This is a genomic window from Streptomyces venezuelae, assembly GCF_008642355.1.
In the GTDB taxonomy this organism is placed as follows: Bacteria; Actinomycetota; Actinomycetes; order Streptomycetales; family Streptomycetaceae; genus Streptomyces; species Streptomyces venezuelae_B.
In genome coordinates, this window is sequence record NZ_CP029193.1 from 2710241 (window position 1) to 2732373 (window position 22133).

Annotated in this window: 14 protein-coding genes and 1 pseudogene; 8 read left to right on the top strand and 7 right to left on the bottom strand. The window is 71.7% G+C overall.

Annotated elements, in window-relative coordinates:
• Positions 1 to 181 precede the first annotated feature (181 nt).
• The gene (pepN, locus tag DEJ47_RS12460; RefSeq protein WP_150167785.1) at positions 182 to 2749 is read left to right on the top strand and encodes an aminopeptidase N; all 2568 of its coding nucleotides are present in this window, start codon (positions 182 to 184) and stop codon (positions 2747 to 2749) included.
• A gap of 233 nt (positions 2750 to 2982) precedes the next feature.
• On the opposite strand, the gene DEJ47_RS12465 is transcribed toward pepN, so the two are convergent.
• The 3 genes and pseudogenes from DEJ47_RS12465 to DEJ47_RS12475 all read right to left on the bottom strand — a co-directional run bounded on the left by DEJ47_RS12465 (position 2983) and on the right by DEJ47_RS12475 (position 6440).
• On the bottom strand, positions 2983 to 3894 hold the full coding sequence (locus tag DEJ47_RS12465; protein WP_150167786.1) for a LysR family transcriptional regulator: 912 nt from the start codon (positions 3892 to 3894) through the stop codon (positions 2983 to 2985).
• A gap of 29 nt (positions 3895 to 3923) precedes the next feature.
• Positions 3924 to 4853 carry a DMT family transporter gene (locus DEJ47_RS12470; RefSeq protein WP_150167788.1) on the bottom strand — a complete coding sequence of 310 codons (930 nt, stop codon included), beginning with the start codon at positions 4851 to 4853 and terminating at the stop codon, positions 3924 to 3926.
• Positions 4854 to 5015: 162 nt separating this feature from the next.
• Positions 5016 to 6440: pseudogene (locus DEJ47_RS12475) on the bottom strand (FAD-dependent monooxygenase).
• A 142-nt stretch (positions 6441 to 6582) separates the two neighbouring features.
• Between DEJ47_RS12475 and DEJ47_RS12480 the strand changes: the two are divergent.
• The gene (locus tag DEJ47_RS12480; protein ID WP_150167790.1) at positions 6583 to 7161 is read left to right on the top strand and encodes a TetR family transcriptional regulator; all 579 of its coding nucleotides are present in this window, start codon (positions 6583 to 6585) and stop codon (positions 7159 to 7161) included.
• A gap of 109 nt (positions 7162 to 7270) precedes the next feature.
• On the opposite strand, the gene DEJ47_RS12485 is transcribed toward DEJ47_RS12480, so the two are convergent.
• From DEJ47_RS12485 to DEJ47_RS12495, 3 genes are read right to left on the bottom strand one after another with little or no spacing between them, the layout of a single operon-like run.
• Entirely contained in the window at positions 7271 to 7510 is a 240-nt protein-coding gene (locus tag DEJ47_RS12485; protein WP_150167792.1) for a hypothetical protein, read from the bottom strand.
• Between the two features lie 20 nt (positions 7511 to 7530).
• Positions 7531 to 9651 carry a 4-alpha-glucanotransferase gene (malQ, locus tag DEJ47_RS12490; protein ID WP_150167794.1) on the bottom strand — a complete coding sequence of 707 codons (2121 nt, stop codon included), beginning with the start codon at positions 9649 to 9651 and terminating at the stop codon, positions 7531 to 7533.
• On the bottom strand, positions 9651 to 9887 hold the full coding sequence (locus DEJ47_RS12495; RefSeq protein WP_150167796.1) for a hypothetical protein: 237 nt from the start codon (positions 9885 to 9887) through the stop codon (positions 9651 to 9653). The genes malQ and DEJ47_RS12495 overlap by 1 nt, the downstream gene beginning before the upstream one ends.
• A 360-nt stretch (positions 9888 to 10247) precedes the next feature.
• On the opposite strand from DEJ47_RS12495, the gene DEJ47_RS12500 reads away from it, so the two are divergent.
• Positions 10248 to 13262 (top strand): beta-N-acetylglucosaminidase domain-containing protein, encoded by a 3015-nt coding sequence (locus tag DEJ47_RS12500; RefSeq protein ID WP_150167798.1) that lies wholly within the window; start codon positions 10248 to 10250, stop codon positions 13260 to 13262.
• Positions 13263 to 13343: 81 nt separating this feature from the next.
• Here the strand turns inward: DEJ47_RS12500 and DEJ47_RS12505 are convergent, their stop codons facing one another.
• A complete protein-coding gene (locus tag DEJ47_RS12505; RefSeq protein WP_150167800.1) occupies positions 13344 to 13880 on the bottom strand; it encodes an HNH endonuclease in 537 nt (178 codons plus the stop codon).
• A gap of 278 nt (positions 13881 to 14158) precedes the next feature.
• On the opposite strand from DEJ47_RS12505, the gene DEJ47_RS12510 reads away from it, so the two are divergent.
• The 5 genes from DEJ47_RS12510 to DEJ47_RS12535 all read left to right on the top strand — a co-directional run bounded on the left by DEJ47_RS12510 (position 14159) and on the right by DEJ47_RS12535 (position 22127).
• Positions 14159 to 15292: a mechanosensitive ion channel family protein gene (locus DEJ47_RS12510; protein ID WP_150167802.1), complete on the top strand. Its 1134-nt coding sequence runs from the start codon at positions 14159 to 14161 to the stop codon at positions 15290 to 15292.
• A 2301-nt stretch (positions 15293 to 17593) separates the two neighbouring features.
• The gene (locus DEJ47_RS12520; RefSeq protein ID WP_150167804.1) at positions 17594 to 18772 is read left to right on the top strand and encodes an ROK family transcriptional regulator; all 1179 of its coding nucleotides are present in this window, start codon (positions 17594 to 17596) and stop codon (positions 18770 to 18772) included.
• 127 nt (positions 18773 to 18899) lie between these two features.
• Positions 18900 to 20240, top strand: a complete 1341-nt coding sequence (locus DEJ47_RS12525) for an ABC transporter substrate-binding protein (RefSeq protein ID WP_150167806.1) — start codon at positions 18900 to 18902, stop codon at positions 20238 to 20240.
• 12 nt (positions 20241 to 20252) lie between these two features.
• Entirely contained in the window at positions 20253 to 21188 is a 936-nt protein-coding gene (locus tag DEJ47_RS12530; protein ID WP_150167808.1) for a carbohydrate ABC transporter permease, read from the top strand.
• A 24-nt stretch (positions 21189 to 21212) separates the two neighbouring features.
• The gene (locus tag DEJ47_RS12535) at positions 21213 to 22127 is read left to right on the top strand and encodes a carbohydrate ABC transporter permease (RefSeq protein WP_150167810.1); all 915 of its coding nucleotides are present in this window, start codon (positions 21213 to 21215) and stop codon (positions 22125 to 22127) included.
• The last annotated feature ends 6 nt before the right edge of the window (positions 22128 to 22133 follow it).

Below are 22133 nucleotides of genomic sequence, written 5' to 3' on the forward strand. Positions count from 1 at the left end.
GACCACCGTGGTTCCTGACCGCCCCCGTGTGCGCGGCCGTGGTCTGCGGCCTGCCGGGGCGGGTGCGAACGCGCGGAGCGTAACCGCACCGCGGCGGGAGAACAATGGGCCGGGCGGCCATCCGGCGGGACATGGAAGGATGGCCGGAAACACCACAAGTCGCACCCGAGGAGATGACCGCGTGCCCGGCATCAATCTGACCCGCGAAGAGGCGCAGCAGCGGGCGAAGCTGCTCACCGTTGACTCGTACGAGGTCGATCTCGACCTTTCCGGCGCGCAGGAGGGCGGCACCTACCGGTCCGTGACCACGGTGCGCTTCGACTCCGCGGAGGCGGGCGCCGAGACCTTCATCGACCTGGTGGCGCCCGCGGTCCACGAGGTCGTCCTGAACGGCCACGCCCTCGAGATCGGCGCGGTGTTCCGTGACTCGCGCATCGCGCTGCGGCACCTCCTGGAGGGCAGGAACGAGCTGCGGGTCGTCGCGGACTGCGAGTACACCAACACCGGCGAGGGCCTGCACCGCTTCGTCGACCCGGTCGACCAGCAGGCCTACCTGTACACGCAGTTCGAGGTGCCGGACGCGCGCCGTGTCTTCGCGTCGTTCGAGCAGCCGGATCTGAAGGCGACGTTCCAGTTCACCGTGAAGGCGCCGAGCGGCTGGACGGTGATCTCCAACTCGCCGACGCCGGAGCCGAAGGACGACATCTGGACGTTCGAGCCGACGCCCCGCATGTCGACGTACGTGACGGCGCTGATCGTCGGCCCGTACCACTCGGTGCACTCGTCGTACGAGGGCCCGAACGGCCAGTCCGTGCCGCTCGGCATCTACTGCCGTCCCTCGCTCGCCGAGTTCCTCGACTCGGACGCGATCTTCGAGGTCACCCGGCAGGGCTTCGACTGGTTCCAGGAGAAGTTCGACTACGCGTACCCGTTCGCCAAGTACGACCAGCTGTTCGTGCCGGAGTTCAACGCGGGCGCGATGGAGAACGCGGGCGCGGTGACCATCCGCGACCAGTACGTGTTCCGTTCGAAGGTGACGGACGCGGCGTACGAGGTGCGGGCGGCGACGATCCTGCACGAGCTGGCCCACATGTGGTTCGGCGACCTCGTCACCATGGAGTGGTGGAACGACCTGTGGCTGAACGAGTCGTTCGCCACGTACGCGGAGGCCGCCTGCCAGGCGTACGCGCCGAACTCGAAGTGGCCCCATTCGTGGACGACGTTCGCCAACTCCATGAAGACGTGGGCGTACCGGCAGGACCAGCTGCCGTCCACGCACCCGATCATGGCCGACATCCGTGACCTGGACGACGTCCTGGTCAACTTCGACGGCATCACGTACGCGAAGGGCGCGAGCGTCCTGAAGCAGCTCGTCGCCTACGTGGGCGAGGACGAGTTCTTCCGGGGCGTCCAGGCGTACTTCAAGCGGCACGCGTTCGGCAACACGCGCCTGTCCGACCTGCTCGGCGCCCTTGAGGAGACCAGCGGCCGCGACCTGAAGACGTGGTCGAAGAAATGGCTGGAGACGGCGGGCATCAACGTCCTCCGCCCGGTCGTGGACGTCGACACGAAGGGCGTCATCACGTCCTTCGCCGTCAAGCAGGAGGCCCCGGCCCTCCCCGAGGGCGCGAAGGGCGAACCGACGCTCCGCCCGCACCGCATCGCCATCGGCTTCTACGACCTCGACGACGCGTCGGGCAAGCTGGTCCGCACGGACCGCGTGGAGCTGGACGTCGACGGCGAACTGACGGCGGTCGACGCGCTGGTCGGCAAGTCCCGTCCCGCGGTCATCCTCCTCAACGACGACGACCTGTCGTACGCGAAGGTCCGCCTCGACAGCGAGTCCCTCGCCTACGTCACCGACCACATCGGCGACTTCGAGGCGTCGCTGCCGCGGGCGCTGTCGTGGGCGTCGGCGTGGGACATGACGCGCGACGCGGAACTCCCCACGCGCGACTACCTCTCCCTGGTCCTGTCGGGCATCGGCAAGGAGTCCGACATCGGTGTCGTGCAGTCGCTGCACCGCCAGGTGAAGCTGGCGCTCGACCTGTACGCGGCGCCGGCGAGGCGGGACGAGGCGCTGGCGCGCTGGACGTCGGCGTCCCTCTCCCACCTTCGCTCGGCGGAGCCGGGCAGCGACCATCAGCTGGCGTGGGCGCGCGCGTTCGCGGCGACGGCGCGTACGGACGAGGAACTCGCCCTCCTGGAGGGCCTGCTGGACGGCTCGGAGACCGTGGACGGCCTCGCCGTCGACACGGAGCTCCGGTGGGCGTTCGTGGCGCGGCTCGCGGCGACCGGCCGCCTCGACGAGGCGGGCATCGCGGCGGAGCTCGAGCGGGACAAGACGGCCGCGGGTGAGCGGCACGCGGCGTACGCGCGGGCCGCGCGGCCCACGGAGGAGGCGAAGGCGGCGGCGTGGGCCTCCGTCGTCGAGTCCGACTCGCTGCCGAACGCGATCCAGGAGGCCGTGATCGGCGGCTTCGCCCAGACCGACCAGCGCGAACTCCTCGCTCCCTACGCGGAGAAGTTCTTCTCGGCGGTCAAGGCGGCGTGGGACTCGCGCTCCCACGAGATGGCGCAGCAGATCGCCGTCGGGCTCTACCCGTCGCTGCAGATCTCGCAGGGGACGCTGGACGCGACGGACGCGTGGCTTGCTTCGGCGGAGCCGTCGGCGGCGTTGCGGCGGCTGGTCACGGAGTCTCGGGCCGGTGTCGAACGCGCCCTGCGGGCACGGTCGGCGGATCTTTAACCCCCGTCAGGGCGGGGCGCGCCACACCTGGCCGCGCCCCGCCCTTGCGGCACGCCCCCGCTACGCGGCTCCTCCCGCACCCCCTCGCGCCGCCCCTCACCTGGCCGCTCGCGCGCCGCTCCCCGCGCCCCCGAACCACCCCCGGCCGACCGGTCTTCGTCGGGTGTCGGGGGTGGGTGGGGAAGCCCCGCGCGGAGCGCGGGGACCGGGGCCGGGCGGTGCCGGGGGAGTTTTCACCGGTCCCGACGAGGCACCGCTTCCCGCAACGCCACAAGCACACGCGACACCGCCACTCCCGTCGCCGCCCCACGACGCACCGCGGCGATCACGTGGCGGGTGGGGTGGTCCTCGGTCAGCTCCCGCATCAGGACGCCGTCTCTGCGTACCGCCGCCATGCGGGGCACCAGCGCCACCCCCATCCCCGCCTCCACCATCGCGAGGATCGACGTCCAGCCGGACGCCGAGTGGGCCTGGGTCGGTGTGAAGCCCGCCGCCTCGCAGGCGGCTCGGGTGATCTCGGACCAGGGGCCGCTGCCGCCGAAGATCCAGGGTTCGGCGGCCAGGGAGGCGAGGCGCAGGTCCGGCGCGGACGCCAGGCAGTGGTCGACCGGCAGCGCCACGTCCAGCGGGTCCGCGAGCAAGGACTCCCGCGTGAATCGCGTGTCCGCGTCCACCGCCGCCGGCGCCTGGACGGCCAGGGACAGGGCGATGTCGACCTCGCCCGCGGCGAGGAGCTCGTACGCCTGCGCCGCCTCGGTCTCCCGTACCCGCACGGAGATGCCCGGCGCCGCCCCCCGCAGCGCCCGCACCGCGGGGACGACCAGCGCGGGCACCGCGGTCGAGAACGCGCCGACCCGCACCTCCCCCGCCTCCCCCTGCACGTACGCCGTCAACTCCGCGTCCGCCTTCTCCAGTTGGGCGAAGACCGCCTCCGCGTGCCGCAGCACCAGGTGCGCCGCGTCGGTGAGGCGGACCCGGCGCCCGTGTGCCTCCAGAAGCGGTACGCCGAGCTGCTTCGCGAGATTGGACAGCTGCTGCGAGACCGCCGACGGCGTCATCTGCAGCGTCCGCGCCGTCGCCGTCACGGTCCCCCGCTCGCTCAACGTGCGCAGGATCTGCAGCTTCTTGATGTCCCACTCGCTCATGAGCCCAACGTACCGACTGGTCAGGAGCATTACCTCGTGCGGGCCGCGCCGAGCACCACGCCGCCCAGGATCAGCCCCATGCACAGCACCTGCAGCCACCCCATCCCCTCGCCGAGCACCGCGAAGGAGAGCAGGGCCACGCAGACCGGCTGGAGGTAGTAGACGACCCCGGCGCGGGCCGCGCCGATGATCGAGATCGCCTTGTTCCAGGCGAAGAACGCGATCGCCGAGGACACCACGCCCACGTAGAGGAGCGGGGACACCGTGCCGACGGTCGGCTCGAAGCCGCCCTGGAGCACGTAGCTCGCCATGTGGACCGGAAGCAGCATCACCGCGCCCAGCACGAACGTCGAGAAGAGGAACGGGAGTCCTTCGATCTCCTTGGGCTTGCGCTTGAGCAGTGCGCTGTACGAGCCGAAGGAGAGCGCCGCCGCGATGATCCAGAGGTCACCGACCGCGAAGTCCATGGTGAGCGAGCCCTTGCCGACCAGGAGCAGGACTCCCGCGCAGGCGACGAGCATGCCGGTCACGCGCCGCGCGCCGAGCCTCGCGCCGCCGAGCCGTTCGTGGACGGCCATCAGGACCGGCGACGCGGCCATGATCATGCCCATGTTGCCCGCGGTGGTCGTCATGCCGGCCTGGTTGACGAGGGTGTTGTAGACGGTGACGCCCAGCAGGGACGCGACGAGCAGGAACTTGGCGTGCTCGCGCAGTACGTGCCGTTGGCGCCAGGTCCGCCTCGCCGCGAACGGCGCGACCGCGGCGATGGCGATGATCCAGCGCCAGAACGCGTGCTGGATGGGCGGCACGCTGTCGTGCAGGGCGCGGGAGGTGACGAAGCTGCCCGACCAGACGACGGTGGCGAGGGCCGCGAGGGCGAGCCCGACGCCGATGGGTCGCGCGGCCGTCCTCGCGGCGGCCGGTGCGGTGTGTGCGGGGGTCCGGTCCAGGACTGCCACGGGGTATCCCTTGCCTCTCTCCCCGCCGCGGCGGGGACTCGGTGCGTTGCGGGACTACCGTGCCACCCGTACACCAATCAGGTCCATCGAATCTTTTCGGTGATTCGATTCAGGAAAACTGAAAGGTACGCTCCTTCTTCCTTCTTCCTTCTTCCTCCGCCCTCACCCCGGCTGCCACCCCTCCGCCGCCCACGCCACATATCCGTCAGGCCGCACCAGAACCGTCGTGCGGCGTCCGCTCGACCAGTGGGTCTGGACCGTCCCGTCCGGCGACTCACCCTTCCCGCCACTCTCGCCCCGGGGCGAGATGAGGACGAACTCGCCCGCGCGCAGGATCGCGTAGAGGCGGCCCTCCGCGAGTGCGACGTCCGGGACGCGGCGGCCGGTCAGGGGATGCGCACCCCGGGGAGCCGGGTACTTGATGCCGATGCCGGTGATCTGGCCCGCCGCCCCGGCGCGCACCGCGGGCACGGCGTTGGCGAAGGCGGCCAGGGCGGTGCGGGCCGCGCGCGTCCACGGGCGCTTGGCCATCGCGAGCCTGACGAGCCCGCCGCTGCTGCGGAGCACCGTCCGGCCGACGGGGTGCCGCTCGGCCTCGTAGGTGTCCAGGAGGCCGTCCGGGGCGCGGCCCTGGACGGCTCGGGCCAGCTTCCAGCTCAGGTTCGCGGCGTCCTGCAGCCCGGTGTTCATGCCCTGGCCGCCCGCCGGGGAGTGGACGTGCGCGGCGTCCCCGGCGAGGAAGACGCGGCCCACGCGTTAGGCGGGCGCCTGGCGTTCGTCGCTGTGGAAGCGGGACATCCAGCGGGCGTCATGCATGCCGAAGTCACGGCCGAGCGCCTGCCGGACGATGCCCTTGACCTCGTCGAGGGCGAGCGGCTCGCTGTCGGGGACGTTCCGCGAGCGGTCCCAGCCGATGACGCGGTGGTAGCCGTCGGCGAAGGGCGCGATGAAGGCGAACGCGTCGCCGTCGGCGTTGACGGTGATCAGCGACTCCGGGGGCTCGGCGAGCCGGACGTCCGCGAGGACGAGCGAGCGGATGACGGACCTGCCGGGGAAGGGCAGGCCGACGGCGGCACGCACACCGCTGCGCAGTCCGTCGGCCCCGACGACGTACGCGGCGCGCAGCGTCCCGGGTCCGCCACCGGTACCCGGGCCGCGGAGTTCGAGCGTGACGCCGTCCGCGTCCTGCGTGAGCCCCGCGACCTCGGTCTCGTACGCGAAGCGCACCCCCGCCTCCACCGCCCGGCGCTCCAGGGCGCGCTCGACCTCGTACTGCGGGAGCACGAGGATGTGCCGGAAGCGCGAGCGGAGCTGGGTCAGGTCGAGCGCGAGGCGGTCGAAGAGGCGCAGGTCGGCGAGCGGCTCGCCCTTGGCCTCCAGCTCGTCGGCGAGACCCCGCGCGTCCAGCTGCTCCAGGGTGCGGGCGTGCACGACCATCGCCCGCGAGAGGTTGCTGATGCCGGGCGCGCGCTTCTCGACGAGGGTGACGGGGACGCCCGCGGCGGCGAGGTCCCCGGCGAGGAGCAGTCCGGTGGGGCCCGCGCCGACGACCACGACGGTGCTGTCGGTCGTACTGGTACTGGTCATGACGGCCTCCCTGATGCCGGCCGAGTCAGCCGAGTCAGCTGGTGCCAACGCTCGTTGGTCAACACTTGTTGGCCAACGTAGGGCCGCAGCCATGGGCTGTCAACGGTTGTTGGCCCACGCATGTTGGCCTACGCTTGTTGGCATGACGGAGAGAGTCACGGACCAGTCCCCCCGCCGCTCGGACACCACCCGCGCCGGCATCCTCGCGGCGGCCCGCGAGCGCTTCGCCGCGGACGGGTACGAACGGGCGACGATCCGCGCCATCGCCAAGGACGCGCGCATCGACCCGTCGATGGTGATGCGCTACTACGGCAACAAGGAGGGGCTGTTCGCCGCGGCCACCTCGGTGGACCTGCGGCTGCCGGACGTCGGCCGGGTGCCGCGCGCGGAGGTGGGCAGGGTGCTCGTGCGGCACTTCCTCGCCGTCTGGGAGGGGGACGGGGTGCTCACGGCGCTGCTTCGCGTGGGCATCACCAACGACGCGGGGGCCGAGCGCATGCGGGCCGTCTTCGCCGAGCAGCTGCTGCCGGTGGCGCGTGAGGTCTGCCCCGACCCCGCCGAGGCGCCGGGCCGGGTCGCGCTCTGCGCGTCACAGCTCCTCGGACTCGCCCTGACGCGGTACGTGCTGCGGTTCCCGCCGTCGGCGGCGCTGACGCAGGAGGAGATCACGGACTGGCTGGCGCCGACGCTCCAGCGCTATCTGACAGCCGAGCGGCCGTGAGCGCAGGCGCACCCGAGCACGCCGAAGGCACCCTGCGACGACGTACTGACGAACGTGCGCGGCAGGGTGCCTTCGGCGTGAAGTGGTGCGGGAGTGCGAGCGGGGCGGGTCAGCCCTGCTTCTGCTGCTTCCGGGACTTGTCGCCGACCATCACGAGGCCCGCGATCACCAGGAACAGCACGATGGGCGCGGCGACGTACAGGCCGAGCGTGTCGATGACGCTCAGGCCGGGGCCCGGGTCGTCACCGTCGTCGCGCACGGCCGCGAGGGCGGGGGACGACATGAGCAGCATCATCAGCGTCGTGCCGGAGGCCAGGGCGCCGGCGCGCAGTGCGTTCTTCTTGTCCACGGTGCCAACGTAGCGAACTCCTAAACGGGGTGCGCGCCCGGGGGTGCCGTACGGGCGCCTTCGCCCCGGAAGACCGCCATGAGGGCGTGCAGGCGCGGAGAGTCGGCGAGGTCTTCGAGGGTGACGGGGCGTCCGGCGGCGTCGGCGACGGGCAGCCGCCAGTTGGGGTACTGGTCCCAGGTGCCGGGGAGGTTCTGCGGGCGGCGGTCGCCGACGGCGTCGGGGAGCCAGATGCCGATCATGCGGGCCGGGGTGGCGAGCAGGAACCGGTGCACGGCACGGATCTCGTCCTCCTCGCAGCCGACGCCGCCGGGCAGCATCCCGAGCCGGGAGAGCACCCCGAGCCATTCGTGCACGTCGGCGGCGGCCTCGGCCCGTTCCTGCGCGAGGGGCCGGGTCAACAGGCCGAGGTCATGACGGAGTTGGACGTGTTCGCCGGTGAGGCGGGCGGCGGTCGGGGGCAGGTCGTGCGTGGTGGCGGTGGCCACGCAGTCGGCGCGCCAGGCATCGGCGGGCAGCGGGCGGCCGGTGTCCTCCCAGTCCCGTTCGAACCAGAGCACGGAGGTGCCGAGCACCCCGTGCTCGCGCAGCGTCTCGCGGACGCCGGGCTCGACGGTGCCGAGGTCCTCGCCGATGACGAGGGCGTCGGCACGGTGCGCCTCCAGGACGAGGACGGCGAGCATCGCCTCGGCGTCGTAGTGGACGTACGTCCCCTCGGTGGGCTCGCGGCCCTCGGGGATCCACCACAGCCGGAACAGGCCCATGACGTGGTCGATGCGGAGCGCGCCCGCGTTGCGGAGCAGGCCGCGCAGGAGGGCGCGGTACGGGGCGTAGCCGGACTCGGCGAGCCGGTCGGGGCGCCACGGCGGCAGGCCCCAGTCCTGGCCGCGCGCGTTGAAGGCGTCGGGCGGGGCGCCGACGGACATGCGCGGGGCGAAGTGCCGCTGCTGGGCCCAGGCGTCGGCGCCGCCGGGGTGCACGCCGACGGCGAGGTCGTGGACGAGGCCGATGTCCATGCCCGCTTCCCGGGCGGTGCGCTGGGCGGTGGCGAGCTGGGTGTCGGTGAGCCAGGCGAGGCGGCAGTGGAAGTCGACGCGGTCCATCGCCTCGCGGCGGGCGCGGGCGGTGCCGGGTGAGGCCGGGTCGCGCAGGGCGGCCGGCCAGGAGTGCCAGTCGGGGCCGTGGGTCTCGGCGAGGGCGTTCCAGGTGGCGTGGTCCTCCAGAGCGGTGCCCTGTTCGGCCAGGAAAGCGTTGTAGGCGGCGCGGCGGCCGGGGCCGAGGGGCACCTCGTGGAGCAGCACTTCGAGGGCTTCGCGCTTGAGGGCCCAGACGGCGTCGCGGTCGATGAGCGCGTCGTGCCGGAGCACGGAGTCCCGCAGCAGCCCGGCCCTCCGGACCAGCTCGTCGACCCGGTCGCGGGCGTCCCCGGTCAGGTACGCGTATTCGGGGATCGCCTCGACGCGCAGGTGCACGGGGTCGGGGAAGCGGCGGGACGAGGGGCGGTAGGGGGAGGGGTCGCTGCCGGGCCCGTCCGGTGGGTTCGGCACGGCGGCGTGCAACGGATTGACCTGCACGAAGCCGGTCCCGAGGGTCCGGCAGGACCAGCCGGCGAGTTCGGCGAGGTCACCGAGGTCCCCCATGCCCCAGGAGCGCCGGGAGAGCAGCGAGTAGAGCTGTACGAGGAGGCCGTGCGTGCGCCGCCCCGGCGTTCTGACGCGCCGGGGGGCGACGACGAGGTGCGCGGTACCGGTCGGGGTACCGGGGTCCCGGCTCCGCACGTGGAGGCGGTGGATGCCGAAGGGCAGGGCCTCGGGGAGCGTGTCCGTGGGCGCCTCCCACTCGACCGCCGCGCCGCCGCCCTCCGGCTCCACCCGCACCCGCGTCCCCGGCGGCAGTGCCGCGAGCGGCGGGGGCAGGGGGCCGTCCGTCCACGCCACCACGGTCGGTGGCAGCGGGCGGGCGGCCCGCTCTGCCTCGCGCGCCGCCAGCGCCGCACGGGCCGCCTCCGGAGTGCTCGCGTCCACACCCAGCGCGGCCAGCGCGGCGATCACCGCGGTGTCGGCGGCGGGGACGGTGCGCCCCGGGGACGGGGAGTAGGAGGTGGCCACGCCGTATGCGGCGGCCAGCCGGGAAAGGGCCATCAGACCCCCATGAAGTCCAGGCCCGACGCCGTGCCGGTGGAGGTCGGCTCGCTGGTCAGCGGGGCGGCGTCGGCGAGGGGCGGCTCACTGGTGAGCGGCGCCGCGTCGGCGAGCGGGGGCTCGCTGGTGAGGGGCGGCTCGATGCAGCCGCAGGAGCAGGAGCCGTCGAGGCCCGAGTCGGGGTGGGAGACCTGTTTGGAGAGCGCGGACAGCAGAAGATTTGCGGAAGCGGCCACGTGGGAGCTCCTTTTCAGGGGGCAGGTCTCGGCAGCCCTACCCAGTGCGCGGGCGCGCAGACGTATACGTTGCCACAACGTGACCCTGGTCACATCCCTTTCCCGGTACGGAAGTTGTTCCAGCGAGGCCGAGCCCGCCCCGCAAGATCGCGCTCCGGCCCCGCGCCTGCCGGGAAGATGTCCACGGCGACAGCAGGCCCTTCTACCCGCTCCACACCCCGATTCGCGCAGGTTCGGCGAAGAATCCCCCGCGCGACACCCGCTCCCGTTGACACTCCCGCCGCCTCAGTGGTGGGCTCACTGACACATGTGACGCATGGGGCCACAAGGGCTCCGGGGGCAGAGACAGGGGCAGGAGCCGTGCAGTTGCGGCGCAGGAAGGGCGCGGCCGCCGTCGCGGTCGCCGTGATCGCGGGTGCGCTCGGCGGCGCGCCCGGCGCTCTCGCGGACCCGGGGGCGCCCGGTGGTCCCGGCGCTCCGGTCACCCTTCCGGACGACGACGCCAGGGCGGGCGACGCGCGCCTGCCGTCCGTCTGGCCGCGCCCCCAGTCGATGACCGCGTCGGGCACCGCCGTCCCGGTCGGCGACGACGTCGTCCTCGTGGTCCCCCGCGTCGAACACGACAGCGACCACGACCCGTACGCCCTGAAAGCCCTCCGCGACCTCCTCCACGACACCGGCGCCCGGCGGATCACCGAGGTGCGCGACGGCGATCCGCTGCCCGCGGGCGACGCCCTCGTCGTACGGGCCGGAGGGACCGGCGCCGACCGGGCGCTGCGCTCCCTGGGGGCCCGCGAACGCGGCGACCTGCCGAGGGGCGGGTACCGGCTCGCCGTCGGTCGCGTCGACGGACGGAACACCGTCGCCCTCGCGGGCACCGGCGACGACGGCCTGTTCCACGGCGTGCAGACCCTGCGCCAGCTCACCGGCGGCACCGGCGGTGGGACCGGCGCCCCGGCTTCCCGCACCGTCCCCGGCGTACAGATCCGCGACTGGCCCGGCACCGCCGTCCGCGGCCTCGCCGAGGGGTTCTACGGCACGCCCTGGACCCGCGAGCAGCGCCTGGCGCAGCTCGACTTCATGGGCCGCACGAAGCAGAACCGGTACCTGTACGCCCCCGGCGACGACCCGTACCGCCAAGCCCGCTGGCGCGAGCCCTACCCCGCAGGGCAGCGCGCCGACTTCCGCGCCCTGGCGGAGCGGGCCGAGGCCAACCACGTCACGCTCGCCTGGGCCGTCTCGCCCGGCCAGGCCATGTGCCTGTCGTCCGACCGGGACATCAGGGACCTCACCCGCAAGATCGACGCGATGTGGGCGCTCGGCGTGCGCGCGTTCCAGCTGCAGTTCCAGAACGTCAGCTACAGCGAATGGCACTGCGAGCAGGACGCCGAGACGTTCGGGTCGGGCCCGGAGGCCGCCGCGAAGGCGCAGGCCCGGGTCGCCGACGCGGTCGCCGCGCATCTGGCCGCGCGCCACCCCGGCGCCCAGCCGCTCTCCCTGATGCCGACGGAGTACTTCCAGGACGGGACGACGGAGTACCGCGCGGCCCTCTCGCGGACCCTCGACCGCCGCGTCGAGGTCGCGTGGACGGGCGTCGGCGTGGTCCCGCGCACCATCACGGGCCGCGAGCTCGCGGGCGCCCGCGCGGCGTTCGGCCTGCACCCGCTGGTCACGATGGACAACTATCCCGTCAACGACTTCGCGCAGGACCGTATCTTCCTCGGCCCCTACACCGGCCGCGAGCCCGCCGTCGCCACCGGCTCGGCCGCCCTCCTCGGCAACGCCATGGAGCAGCCCTCCGCCTCCCGCATCCCCCTCTTCACGGCCGCCGACTACGCCTGGAACCCGCGCGCCTACCGCCCCCACGAGTCCTGGCTCGCCGCCATCGACGACCTCGCGGGCGGCGACGCGAAGGCGCGGGGCGCGCTGCGGGCCCTCGCGGGCAACGACGCGTCGTCCGTGCTCGGCGCCGACGAGTCCGCGTACCTGCGGCCGCTCATGAACGACTTCTGGGACGCCCGTACGACGACGGACCGGGCACGCGGCGGACGCGCCGCGAAGGCGCTGCGCGCCGCCTTCACCGTGATGCGGGAGGCCCCCGAGCGCCTGGCCGACAGCGAGCTCGACGACGAAGTGCGCCCCTGGATCGACCAGTTGGCGCGCTACGGCGAGGCGGGCGAGACGGCGGTCGACCTCCTGGCCGCCCAGTCCGCCGGCGACGGCGCGGCGGCCTGGCGGGGGTCGCGCGCCCTGACGAGGCTCCAGAAGGAGCTGAAACGGAGCGGCGTCACGGTCGGCGAAGGTGTCCTCGACCCGTTCCTCGCGCGAACGCAGAGGGCGTACGCGGCCTGGGCGGGGACGGACGCAGAGCGGGCGTCGCACGGCGGGACAGCCGCCTTCCCCCACGACCGCACGCTCGCCGCCGTGACGGCACTGACCGACCCCGGAACCGAGGGCGCGGTGGAGGCTCACGTTCCGGGCGAGGGCTGGCGGCGGATCGGCGCACTCGCACGGAGCGGTTTCACGGAGCTGGACCTCACGGGGAAGCACGAGGGCCTGCGCGCCGACGCGATCCGCGCCACGGTCGCCGTCGGCTCCGACCGCTCCGTCCGCCACTTGGTCCCCTGGTTCGCCGACACCCCCGACGCCCGCCTCTCCGTGTCCCGCACCGAGGCCGACGCGGAGATCGGCGGCGGCCCGCTGCGGATCTCCGCGAAGCTGCGTTCCCTGCGCCCCGGCGACGTCACCGGCGCTCTCCGCGCGAAGGCGCCGAGGGGCATCGAGGTGAAGGTCCCCGGCACGCCGACGTCGGTGGTGCGCGGAACGGAGGTCGACGTACCGGTGGAGATCACGGTCCCCGCGGGCACACGCCCGGGAACGTACGACATCCCCGTGACCTTCGCCACCTCTGGCGCCTCCGGCGCCTCCGGCGGTGAGACCCGCACGCTCTCCGTCCGCGCGTTCCCGCGGACGGCGGGGCCGGACCTGGCGCGCGGCGCGAAGACGTCGTCGTCGGGCGACGAGACGAAGGACTTCCCGGCGTCCGCGGCGGTCGACGGCGACCCGAAGACCCGCTGGTCGTCGCCGGCCGAGGACGGCGCGTGGTGGCAGGCGGAGCTCGCGGAGCCGGTGCGGCTCGGGCAGGTCGTGCTGCGCTGGCAGGACGCGTACGCGGCGGGCTACCGCGTGCAGACGTCGGCCGACGGCAGGACCTGGCGGACGGCGGCGACCGTGCGGGACGGCAGGGGCGGCCGCGAGTCGGTCCGCATGGACGCGCGCGACACCCGCTTCATCCGGGTGCAGGGCGACGAGCGGGCCACGCGCTTCGGCTACTCGCTCTGGTCGGTGGAGGCGTACGCGGTCGCCGAGAGGTGACGACCGCCACGCGTCCGCCGTACGTGTACCTCACGTACGGCACCGTACGTACCTGCGTACAACAAAGGCCCGGATCGATTGCTAGGCGGAAATGCCGTCGATCCGGGCCATCGCGTCGTCCGCGCCGAACGGCTGCAAGTACGGCAGCCAGCGCGGATCCCTATGTCCGGTCCCGATGATGCGCCATGCGAGGCCCGAGGGCGGCGCGGGCTTGTGCCGCAGCCGCCAGCCGAGCTCCATGAGGTGCCGGTCGGCCTTGACGTGGTTGCAGCGGCGGCAGGAAGCCACCACGTTGTCCCAGGCGTGCTGGCCGCCTCGGCTCTTCGGAATGACGTGGTCGACGCTGGTTGCGACGCCACCGCAGTACATGCACCGGCCGCCGTCGCGGGCGAACAGCGCCCGCCGGGTCAGCGGGACGGGCCCACGGTAGGGGACCCGGACGAACCGCTTGAGGCGGACCACGCTGGGTGCGGGGACGGTGCGCGACGCGCTGTGCATGAAGGCGCCGGATTCCTCGAGGCAGAGAGCCTTGTTCTCCAGGACGAGGACGAGCGCGCGGCGGAGCGGTACGACGCCGAGGGGCTCGTACGACGCGTTGAGGACCAGGACATGCGGCACGGATGCCTCCTATAACGCCGGCGGCGCGTGGCTCGCGCCGGGACGATCTGTAGTCAGTCTCCCCTCATGCCTGGTCGTAGCGCCAGCATGTGCCCGTAACGGCCTTGAAGTGTTTTCGACCACAGGGGGCGCGGCACGGACACGGCAATCGGTTCTCCCGGGTACTTGCCCAGGTGAGCACCATGGTGAGCACCGTCTCTCCCCCGAACATCACAACGATCCACACACGATGCCCCGTTAGTGTGGTGAGTCTGCCCGGTTCCCCCGGTTCCGCTTCGATGGCGGTCCTTCGTTCGCCGGGCAGGCCGCGATACCTGGAGGTACCTGCCGTGTTCTTGTCCGTCCTGTCGGCAGCCGGAACGGACCCGGACGACCCGCAGAAGTCCAAGCCGCCCACGCTCGACGACGCTCAGGAGAGCGCCACGAACGCGGCGAGCTGGGTCGAGCAGAACTGGTCCACGTGGCTCGGCATCGGCCTGCGCATCGTGCTCATCGTCGCGATAGCGATCGTCCTGCGCGTCATCGTCCGCCGCGCCATCACCAAACTCATAGACCGCATGAACCGCACGGCGCAGGCCGTGGACGGGACCGCGCTCGGCGGCCTCCTGGTGAATGTGGAGCGCCGCCGTCAGCGTTCGCAGGCGATCGGCTCGGTCCTGCGCTCGGTGGCCTCGTTCCTGATCCTCGGAACGGCCGGGCTCATGGTCCTCGGCACCTTCGAGATCAACCTGGCGCCGCTCCTCGCGTCCGCGGGTGTGGCGGGCGTCGCGATCGGTTTCGGCGCGCGCAACCTGGTGACCGACTTCCTGTCCGGCGTCTTCATGATCCTGGAGGACCAGTACGGCGTCGGCGACTCGATCGACGCGGGCGTCGCCTCGGGTGAGGTCATCGAGGTCGGCCTGCGCGTCACGAAGCTGCGCGGCGACAACGGCGAGATCTGGTACGTCCGCAACGGCGAGGTCAAGCGCATCGGCAACCTCTCCCAGGGCTGGTCCACGGCGGGCGTCGATGTGACGGTCCGCCCGGACGAGGACCTCGACAAGGTGAAGGCGACGCTGGCGGAGGTCGGCGAGGCCATCGCGAAGGACGAGCCGTGGAACGAGCGGCTGTGGGGCCCGGTGGAGATCCTGGGCCTGGACAGCGTCCTCCTCGACTCGATGGTGGTCCGTGTCTCCGCCAAGACGATGCCGGGCCAGTCCCTGGGTGTGGAGCGGGAGCTGCGCTGGCGCATCAAGCGGGCGTTCGACGAGGCGGGCATCCGCATCGTGGGCGGCCTGCCGCTGGCGCTTCAGGAGGACGCGGCGGACCCCTCGGCCGCCGTCGCAGCCCCTTCCGCCTACGCCTCGGCGACGTCTCCCCAGTCCCTGGCGGCGTCCCCGATACCGCCCCCGCCCCCGAACCTCTCCAAGTAGTCGCGGGCTGCCGTCCCCATCAGCGGTGCGGGGCCCGCTCGGCGCGGAAGAAGGGCAACCGATTTGGTGCCCGGGCTACTGCTGTAGGGCGGTCAGCCCCTGATACGCGTCTCGCAGGTCTGCCGCTTCCGGCAGGGCACGTGACTCGACTGCTTGGACGACTTCCAGGGCACGCCAGTGATTCGAGGGAACGACCCGGCCGCTGAGGATGGCCTTCCGTACGGAGTCGCACGCTTTGTCCAAGCGGTCTTCCGCGACCAGGACCAGTCCGAGATCGATGTTGGCCGACGCCACTCGTCTGGGCCACTGAGCGATGCCGTCACCCGGACTCAGACGCTTGATCACTTCGCGCGCATAGGGCTCCGCTGCACCGTCCCCCAGTCACGCGAGAGTGGTGGCGGTGTACGAGAGGGACTTGCCGGGGTCGTAGCGGTAATGATGCTCGGGGGTCTCCGGCGTGCCCGCGGCGGCCGAGAAGGCCTGCACGCGCTCCACCGCCGAGCAGGTCTCCCGATTGTTGCCGAGCCTCGTGTAGGCCCTGCCCTCCTGCGCGGTCGCCTGGATCAGGGCGGAGGACCTGGGCGGAGCGGCCGCCTGAGCGACACGGGAGAGTTCCAGTGCTCTGGCGTAGTGAGCCGGGCGGTGACTTCGGTGGGCCCGCGCCTTCGACGGTTGCCGGGGCCGCCCGGGGTTTTGCGGAGTGTGGCGGTTCCGGGCCGGGAGTAAAGGGCGCTCCGCTGCGCTACGCGTCGGCTCCGCCGATTCCGCTCCGCTCCACCCTTGACTCCCACCCCTCCACCGCGAGCTGATGTTGACCCGGACGGCCAGGGGTGGGGGCAACGGGGACCGCTGGCGCAGTCATCAGCTTTCGCTGCCGGGCGCGCACCGGTCCAACGTGGCCGACCGCCACCCTCACGGCCCCGCCCACCGCGCGGCCAAGCCGCTCGGGCCATCCCCTCGCGCGGCCGAGTGCGGACCGGTCCATCGTGAGTCGCCCCCACTGTCCGGGGCGGGCCATCCGCTCTCGCGGCCAGGTGCGGACCGGCCCAACGTGGGCGGGAGCAATGCTCGATGAGCTGTGTCCGCCCGGGGGGTCGCCGCGCCCTCCGGCACCTACTTTGGAAAAGTTGCGAACCAGTTGGTCGCGCGCCCCCTCCGCAGACCGAGTGCACCCCTGGCCCGCCTCCGGTCGGACCGCCCCTTCCGGCACCTACTTGGGGAAAGTTGCGTATCCATCCCCCGCGCGCCCCCTCACCTGACCGGATGCGCCCCTTGGCACGCCGGTTCGCTGCGTCGGATACGCGAGATGGGCGGCGGGAGGCGGCGCCTGTGTGTGGGAGGTGGGTGGCTGGCTCGGGCCACCCCCCTGGCACCTACTTTGGGAAAGTTGCGAATGCGTTCACCGCACGCCCCCCTGCCAAGCCGCATACGCCCCCCAATGTGCTGGCTCACCGCGCCAGATTCGTGAGGCCGGTGACGTGGGTGGCGGCGCGTGGGGTGTGAGAGGGGGGGCGCGCGGTGTGTCGGTTCGCAACTTTCCCAAAGTAGGTGCTGGAGGGGGACGGACCGAACCAAGAAAGGCCAGCCATAGGGGCGCATTCGGTCCGTCGAGGGGGCGCGCGGCCAACCCATTCGCAACTTTCCCAAAGTAGGTGCCGGAGGGGGTGGCCCCCGGCCCGACACAGCCCATCGACCATCACTCCCACCCACGATGAACCGGACCGCACCCGGCAACGAGAGCCGATGACCCGACCCGAACCGTGAGGGCGGCTTGCGTTGGGACGGGCCGCACCCGGCCACGCGAGCCGATGACCCGAGCGGCGAGGCCGCCTCCCCGGACGGTGACGGCCGCCCACGATGAACCGGGCCGCACCCGGCAGCGAAAGCCGATGACTGCCCCAGCGATCCCCGTTGCCCCCACCCCTGGCCGTCCGGGTCAACAAGCAGCTCGCGGTGGAGGGACGGGAGTCAAGGGTGGAGCGCAGCGGAATCGGCGCAGCCGACGCGCAGCGCAGCGGAGCGCCCTTTACTCCCGGCCCGGAACCGCCACACTCCGCAAAACCCCGGGCGGCCCCGGCAACAATCAAAGACACCGGCCCACCGAAGTCACCGCCCCCCCCCGAGGCCCACGCACGCACCCCGTGCAACCCCCCACCCCCACAGGTAACGACTTGGTTGCCTAGGCGGCGTCCGCTATTGACGCCTCATTCACGCCAGCCGTACGGTCCTCACGAATTGGAAAGTTTCCTAACAGTTAGCGGCGACCGTTACCGTACGGGCAGCTGAGAGGCAGGTGGCGGCATGGCAGCAGGCAGCACCCCCGGCGCGCCGGGTACCCCGGGTGCGCCCGGGACCCCCCGCGTCCTCCGCGCCATGAACGACCGAGCCGTGCTCGATCTTCTCGTCGCCCACGGCCCCCTCACCCGCACCCGCATCGGCGAGCTGACCGGGCTGTCCAAGCCGACGACCTCGCAGCTCCTCGGCCGCCTCGCCGCCGCCGGGCTCGTCCACACCACCGGCAGTCTGAGCGGGCGGCCAGGGCCCAACGCCCAGTTGTACGAGATCGACCCGGGCGCGGGGCACGTCGCCGCGCTCTCCGCCGACCCCACCGGAATCACCGCCCTCGTCGCCGACATCACCGGCACCGTGCTGGGAAGGGAGCGTGTGGAGGCCGACGCCGTCGCCGAGGACGTCCGGCACCGCACCGCCCAGCTCGTCACCGAGGCCGTCGACGGTGCCCTGCGCCAGGCGGGGCTCGGTCACGAGGACCTCCGCGCCGCCGTCATCGGCACCCCCGGCGCCATCGACCCGCACACCGGCCAGCTCCGGTACGCCCCCCACCTGCCCGGCTGGCACTCGCGGACGCTGCGCGACGATCTCGCCGCCGTCCTCGGCACGCCGGTGGTCATCGAGAACGACGTGAACCTCGCCGCCGTCGCCGAGCAGTACGAGGGCGCCGCCCAGGACTACGACAACTACGTGCTGACCTGGCTCGACGAAGGCGTCGGCGCCGCGATCGTGCTCGGCGGCACCCTGCTGCGCGGCGCGACCGGCGGCGCGGGCGAGATCGGGTACATGCCACTGCCCGGCGCCCCCCTGGTGCGCGGCGGCGACGGCAGTGGCGACGGCGGCTTCGAGAGCCTCGTCTCCGCGTACGTCGTACGGGAACTCACCGGCGGCGGCGCGACCCTGGCGGAGGTGATGGCCGACGACGCCGCGCTCGGCGAGGTCGCCCGCCGCATCGCCACCGGCATCGCCGCCGTCGTCGCCGTCGTCGACCCCGAACTCGTCGTGCTCTCCGGCTCCGTGGCCCAGGCGGGCGGCGACAAGCTGCGCGCCAGGGTCGAGGAGGAGCTCACCGGCCTCGCCCTGCCCCGCCCCCACATCCGCATCAGCGAACTCGACGGCGACCCGATCCTCACCGGCGCCCTGCGCTCCGCTCTCACCCAGGCCCGTGACCGGGTCTTCGACACGGCCTGAGAAATCAGCCTGAGAAACGAGCCTGAGAGAACAGCCCGAGAAACCAGCCTGAGAGACCGGCCTTAGAGACCGGCCCGAGAAACCCCCTTACCCGACCGCTCACCGCTCCCCGTAAAGGAAGTCCGCCATGCCGCGATGGCGCATGCCCACCTGCGCGTCCGCGGCGCTCGCCGCAGCCGGCCTGTTGCTCTCCGGCTGTGCCAACCCGAGCGTCGGCAGCGCGAACGACGACCCGACGAAACCGGTCACCCTCAAGTTCTGGCACGGCTGGGCGACGCCCGGCGAGGTCAAGGCCGTGAACGACAGCATCGACCGGTTCGAGAAGCTGCACCCGAACATCACGGTCAAGGCCACCGGGAACGTGTCCGACGAGACCATCAACCAGGCCCTGCGGGCGGGCGGCGACAAGGCGCCGGACGTGGTGTCCTCGTTCACCACCAACAACGTGGGCCAGTACTGCGACTCCGGGATGTGGGTGGACCTCGACCCGTTCATGAAGAAGACCGGCCTCGACAAGCACAAGACGTTCCCCAAGACGCTCCTCGACTACACGAGCTACCGCGGCAACCAGTGCGCGCTGCCGCTGCTCGCGGACGCCTTCGGGATGTACTACAACAAGGACGCCTTCGACGAGGCGGGCATCGAGCGGCCGCCCCGCACGATGTCCGAGTTCGAGAAGGCCGCCAAGAAGCTGACCGTCCGGAGTGGGAAGGGCTCGTACAAGCGGGTCGGGTTCATGCCCAACTTCCGCTTCTACCAGAACAGTCCGGACCGGCTCTTCGCCCAGTGGGGGCCCGAGTATTTCGATGCCGACGGCGACTCGCGGCTCGCCGATGAGCCGTCGACCTACAAGTTCTTCAAGACCGCGACGCGGCTCGCCGACGCTCAGGGCGGGTTCGACGACCTGGAGCGGTTCCGGATGACCTTCGGCGACGAGATGTCCAGCCAGAACGCCTTCCTGACCCAGAAGGTCGCCATGCACCTCGACGGCGAGTGGCGCGGGTTGATGCTGAAGGACGCGAAGGCCGAGTTCAACTGGGACGTGGCGCCGTTGCCCGTACCCGACGACCAGGCCGACACGTACGGGCGCGGCTTCATCACCGGCACCGTCGCCGGCATCGCGCACAGCAGCAAGCACCAGAACGCCGCGTGGGAGCTCGTGCGGTTCCTGACCGCCGACACGAAGCAGGTCGTGAACTTCGCGAACGCCATCCACAACGTGCCCTCCACGTTCGCCGCGCTCAAGTCGCCGGACCTGGACGCCGATCCGACCTTCCGGACCTTCTTCGACATCCTGGAGAACAAGCACAGCAAGGCCCTGCCGCCCTCCGTCAACGGCGGCGCGTACGTCGTCTCGCTGGGGGACTTCGCCTACGGCGTCGAGGCCGGGCGCGTCTCCGACCTGCGCAAGGGCCTGAAGAAACTCGACGAGCAGATCGACGCCGACACCCTCCAGTCGAAGAGCTGAGGACCCCGACCCATGGCAATGTCCCTGTCCGACCCGGCACGCCGCCGCCTGCGCACGCTCGGGTTCCTCTCCCCCTGGCTGGTCGGCTTCAGCGTCTTCTTCGCGTACCCGCTGATCGCCACCGTCTACTTCTCCTTCATGCACTACAACCAGATCAAGGAGCCCACCTTCGTGGGCCTCAGGAACTGGACGTACGTGTTCGAGCAGATGCCCTTGTTCGGGCCCGCCCTGCGGAACACCCTCTGGCTCGTCGTGATCATGGTGGCCGTGCGGGTGGTCTTCGGGCTCTCGCTCGGGCTGCTGATCACGAAGATCAAGACGGGGGCGGGGTTCTTCCGCACCGCCTTCTACATCCCGTACCTCGCGCCGCCGGTGGCCGCCACCGTCGCCTTCGTCTTCCTGCTCAACCCGGGCTCGGGGCCGGTCAACGAGATCCTCGGCTCCATAGGCATCTCCGGGCCCAACTGGTTCAACGATCCGGACACCGCCAAGCCCTCGCTCGTACTGCTCTCCCTGTGGGGCATCGGCGACCTGATGGTGATCTTCATGGCCGCACTGCTCGACGTACCGAAGGAGCAGTACGAGGCCGCCGAACTGGACGGCGCGGGGCCGTGGGCGAAGTTCCGCTACGTGACGTGGCCGTCGATCACGCCGATCGTGATGTTCGCGGTGGTCACGGGCGTCGTGCAGACCATGCAGTACTACACACAGGCCCTGGTCGCGGGGAAGGTCGCGTCCGGCGTCAACATCGGGCCCGGGTCCGTCATCCAGCCGGGATACCCCGACCACTCGACCCTCACGGTGCCCCAGCTCGTCTACCAAATGGGCTTCCAGAACTTCAACACCGGTGCCGCGTGCGTGCTTTCGCTCGTGCTCTTCGCCATCGCCATGGCCGTGACGATGCTCCTGATGCGCAAGCGCTCCGGGCTGCTCGCGGCCGAGGACTGAGGATTGAGGACTGAGGACATCCCGATGACTTCCACTGCTCTCAGCGCGCCCGCGTCGGCGTCGACACCCGAACGGACCTCCCCGAACCGGGGACCCGCCGCCGCCCGAGCCCGCCGCAAGCGGATCCTGCACTGGATCGCCGTGCACAGCGTCGCGATAGCCGTCGCGCTGCTGTTCCTGCTGCCGTTCGTCTTCGTCTTCCTGACGTCGGTGATGAGCGACTCGCAGGCCATGAGCGGCGACCTGTGGCCCGACTCCTGGCACTGGTCGAACTACAAGGCCGTGTTCGAGACGCCGGGCTTCCTCGACTGGTGGCGCAACTCGCTCATGTACGCGGGGCTCGGCACCCTCTTCACGGTCTGCTCGGCGATCCCCGTGGCGTACGCGCTCGCCAAGTTCCGCTTCCGCGGACGCCGCACCGCGATGCTGCTCGTCATCTCGACGATGATGCTGCCGCCGCAGGTGATCGTGATCCCCATGTACCTGGTGTGGGCCCAGCAGTTTCATCTGTCGGGGACCCTGTGGCCGCTGATCATTCCCATGGCGTTCGGTGACGCGTACTCGATCTTCCTCCTTCGGCAGTTCCTGCTGACCATCCCCAAGGAGTACATCGAGTCGGCGAAGGTCGACGGGTGCGGGGAGTTCCGCACCATGGTGAAGATCGTGGTGCCGATGGCCAAGCCCGGCATCGCCGCCATCGCGCTCTTCCAGTTCTTCTACTGCTGGAACGACTACTTCGGACCTCAGATCTACGCCGCACAGAACCCCGGCGCCTGGACGCTCAGCTACGGCCTCGAGTCGTTCAAGAGCGCCCATGCCGTCAACTGGAACATGACCATGGCCGCGACGCTGCTCGTCATGGCCCCCGTCATCATCGTCTTCTTCTTCGCACAGAAGGCCTTCGTCGAAGGCGTCACCCTCACCGGAGTAAAGGGCTGAGAACCG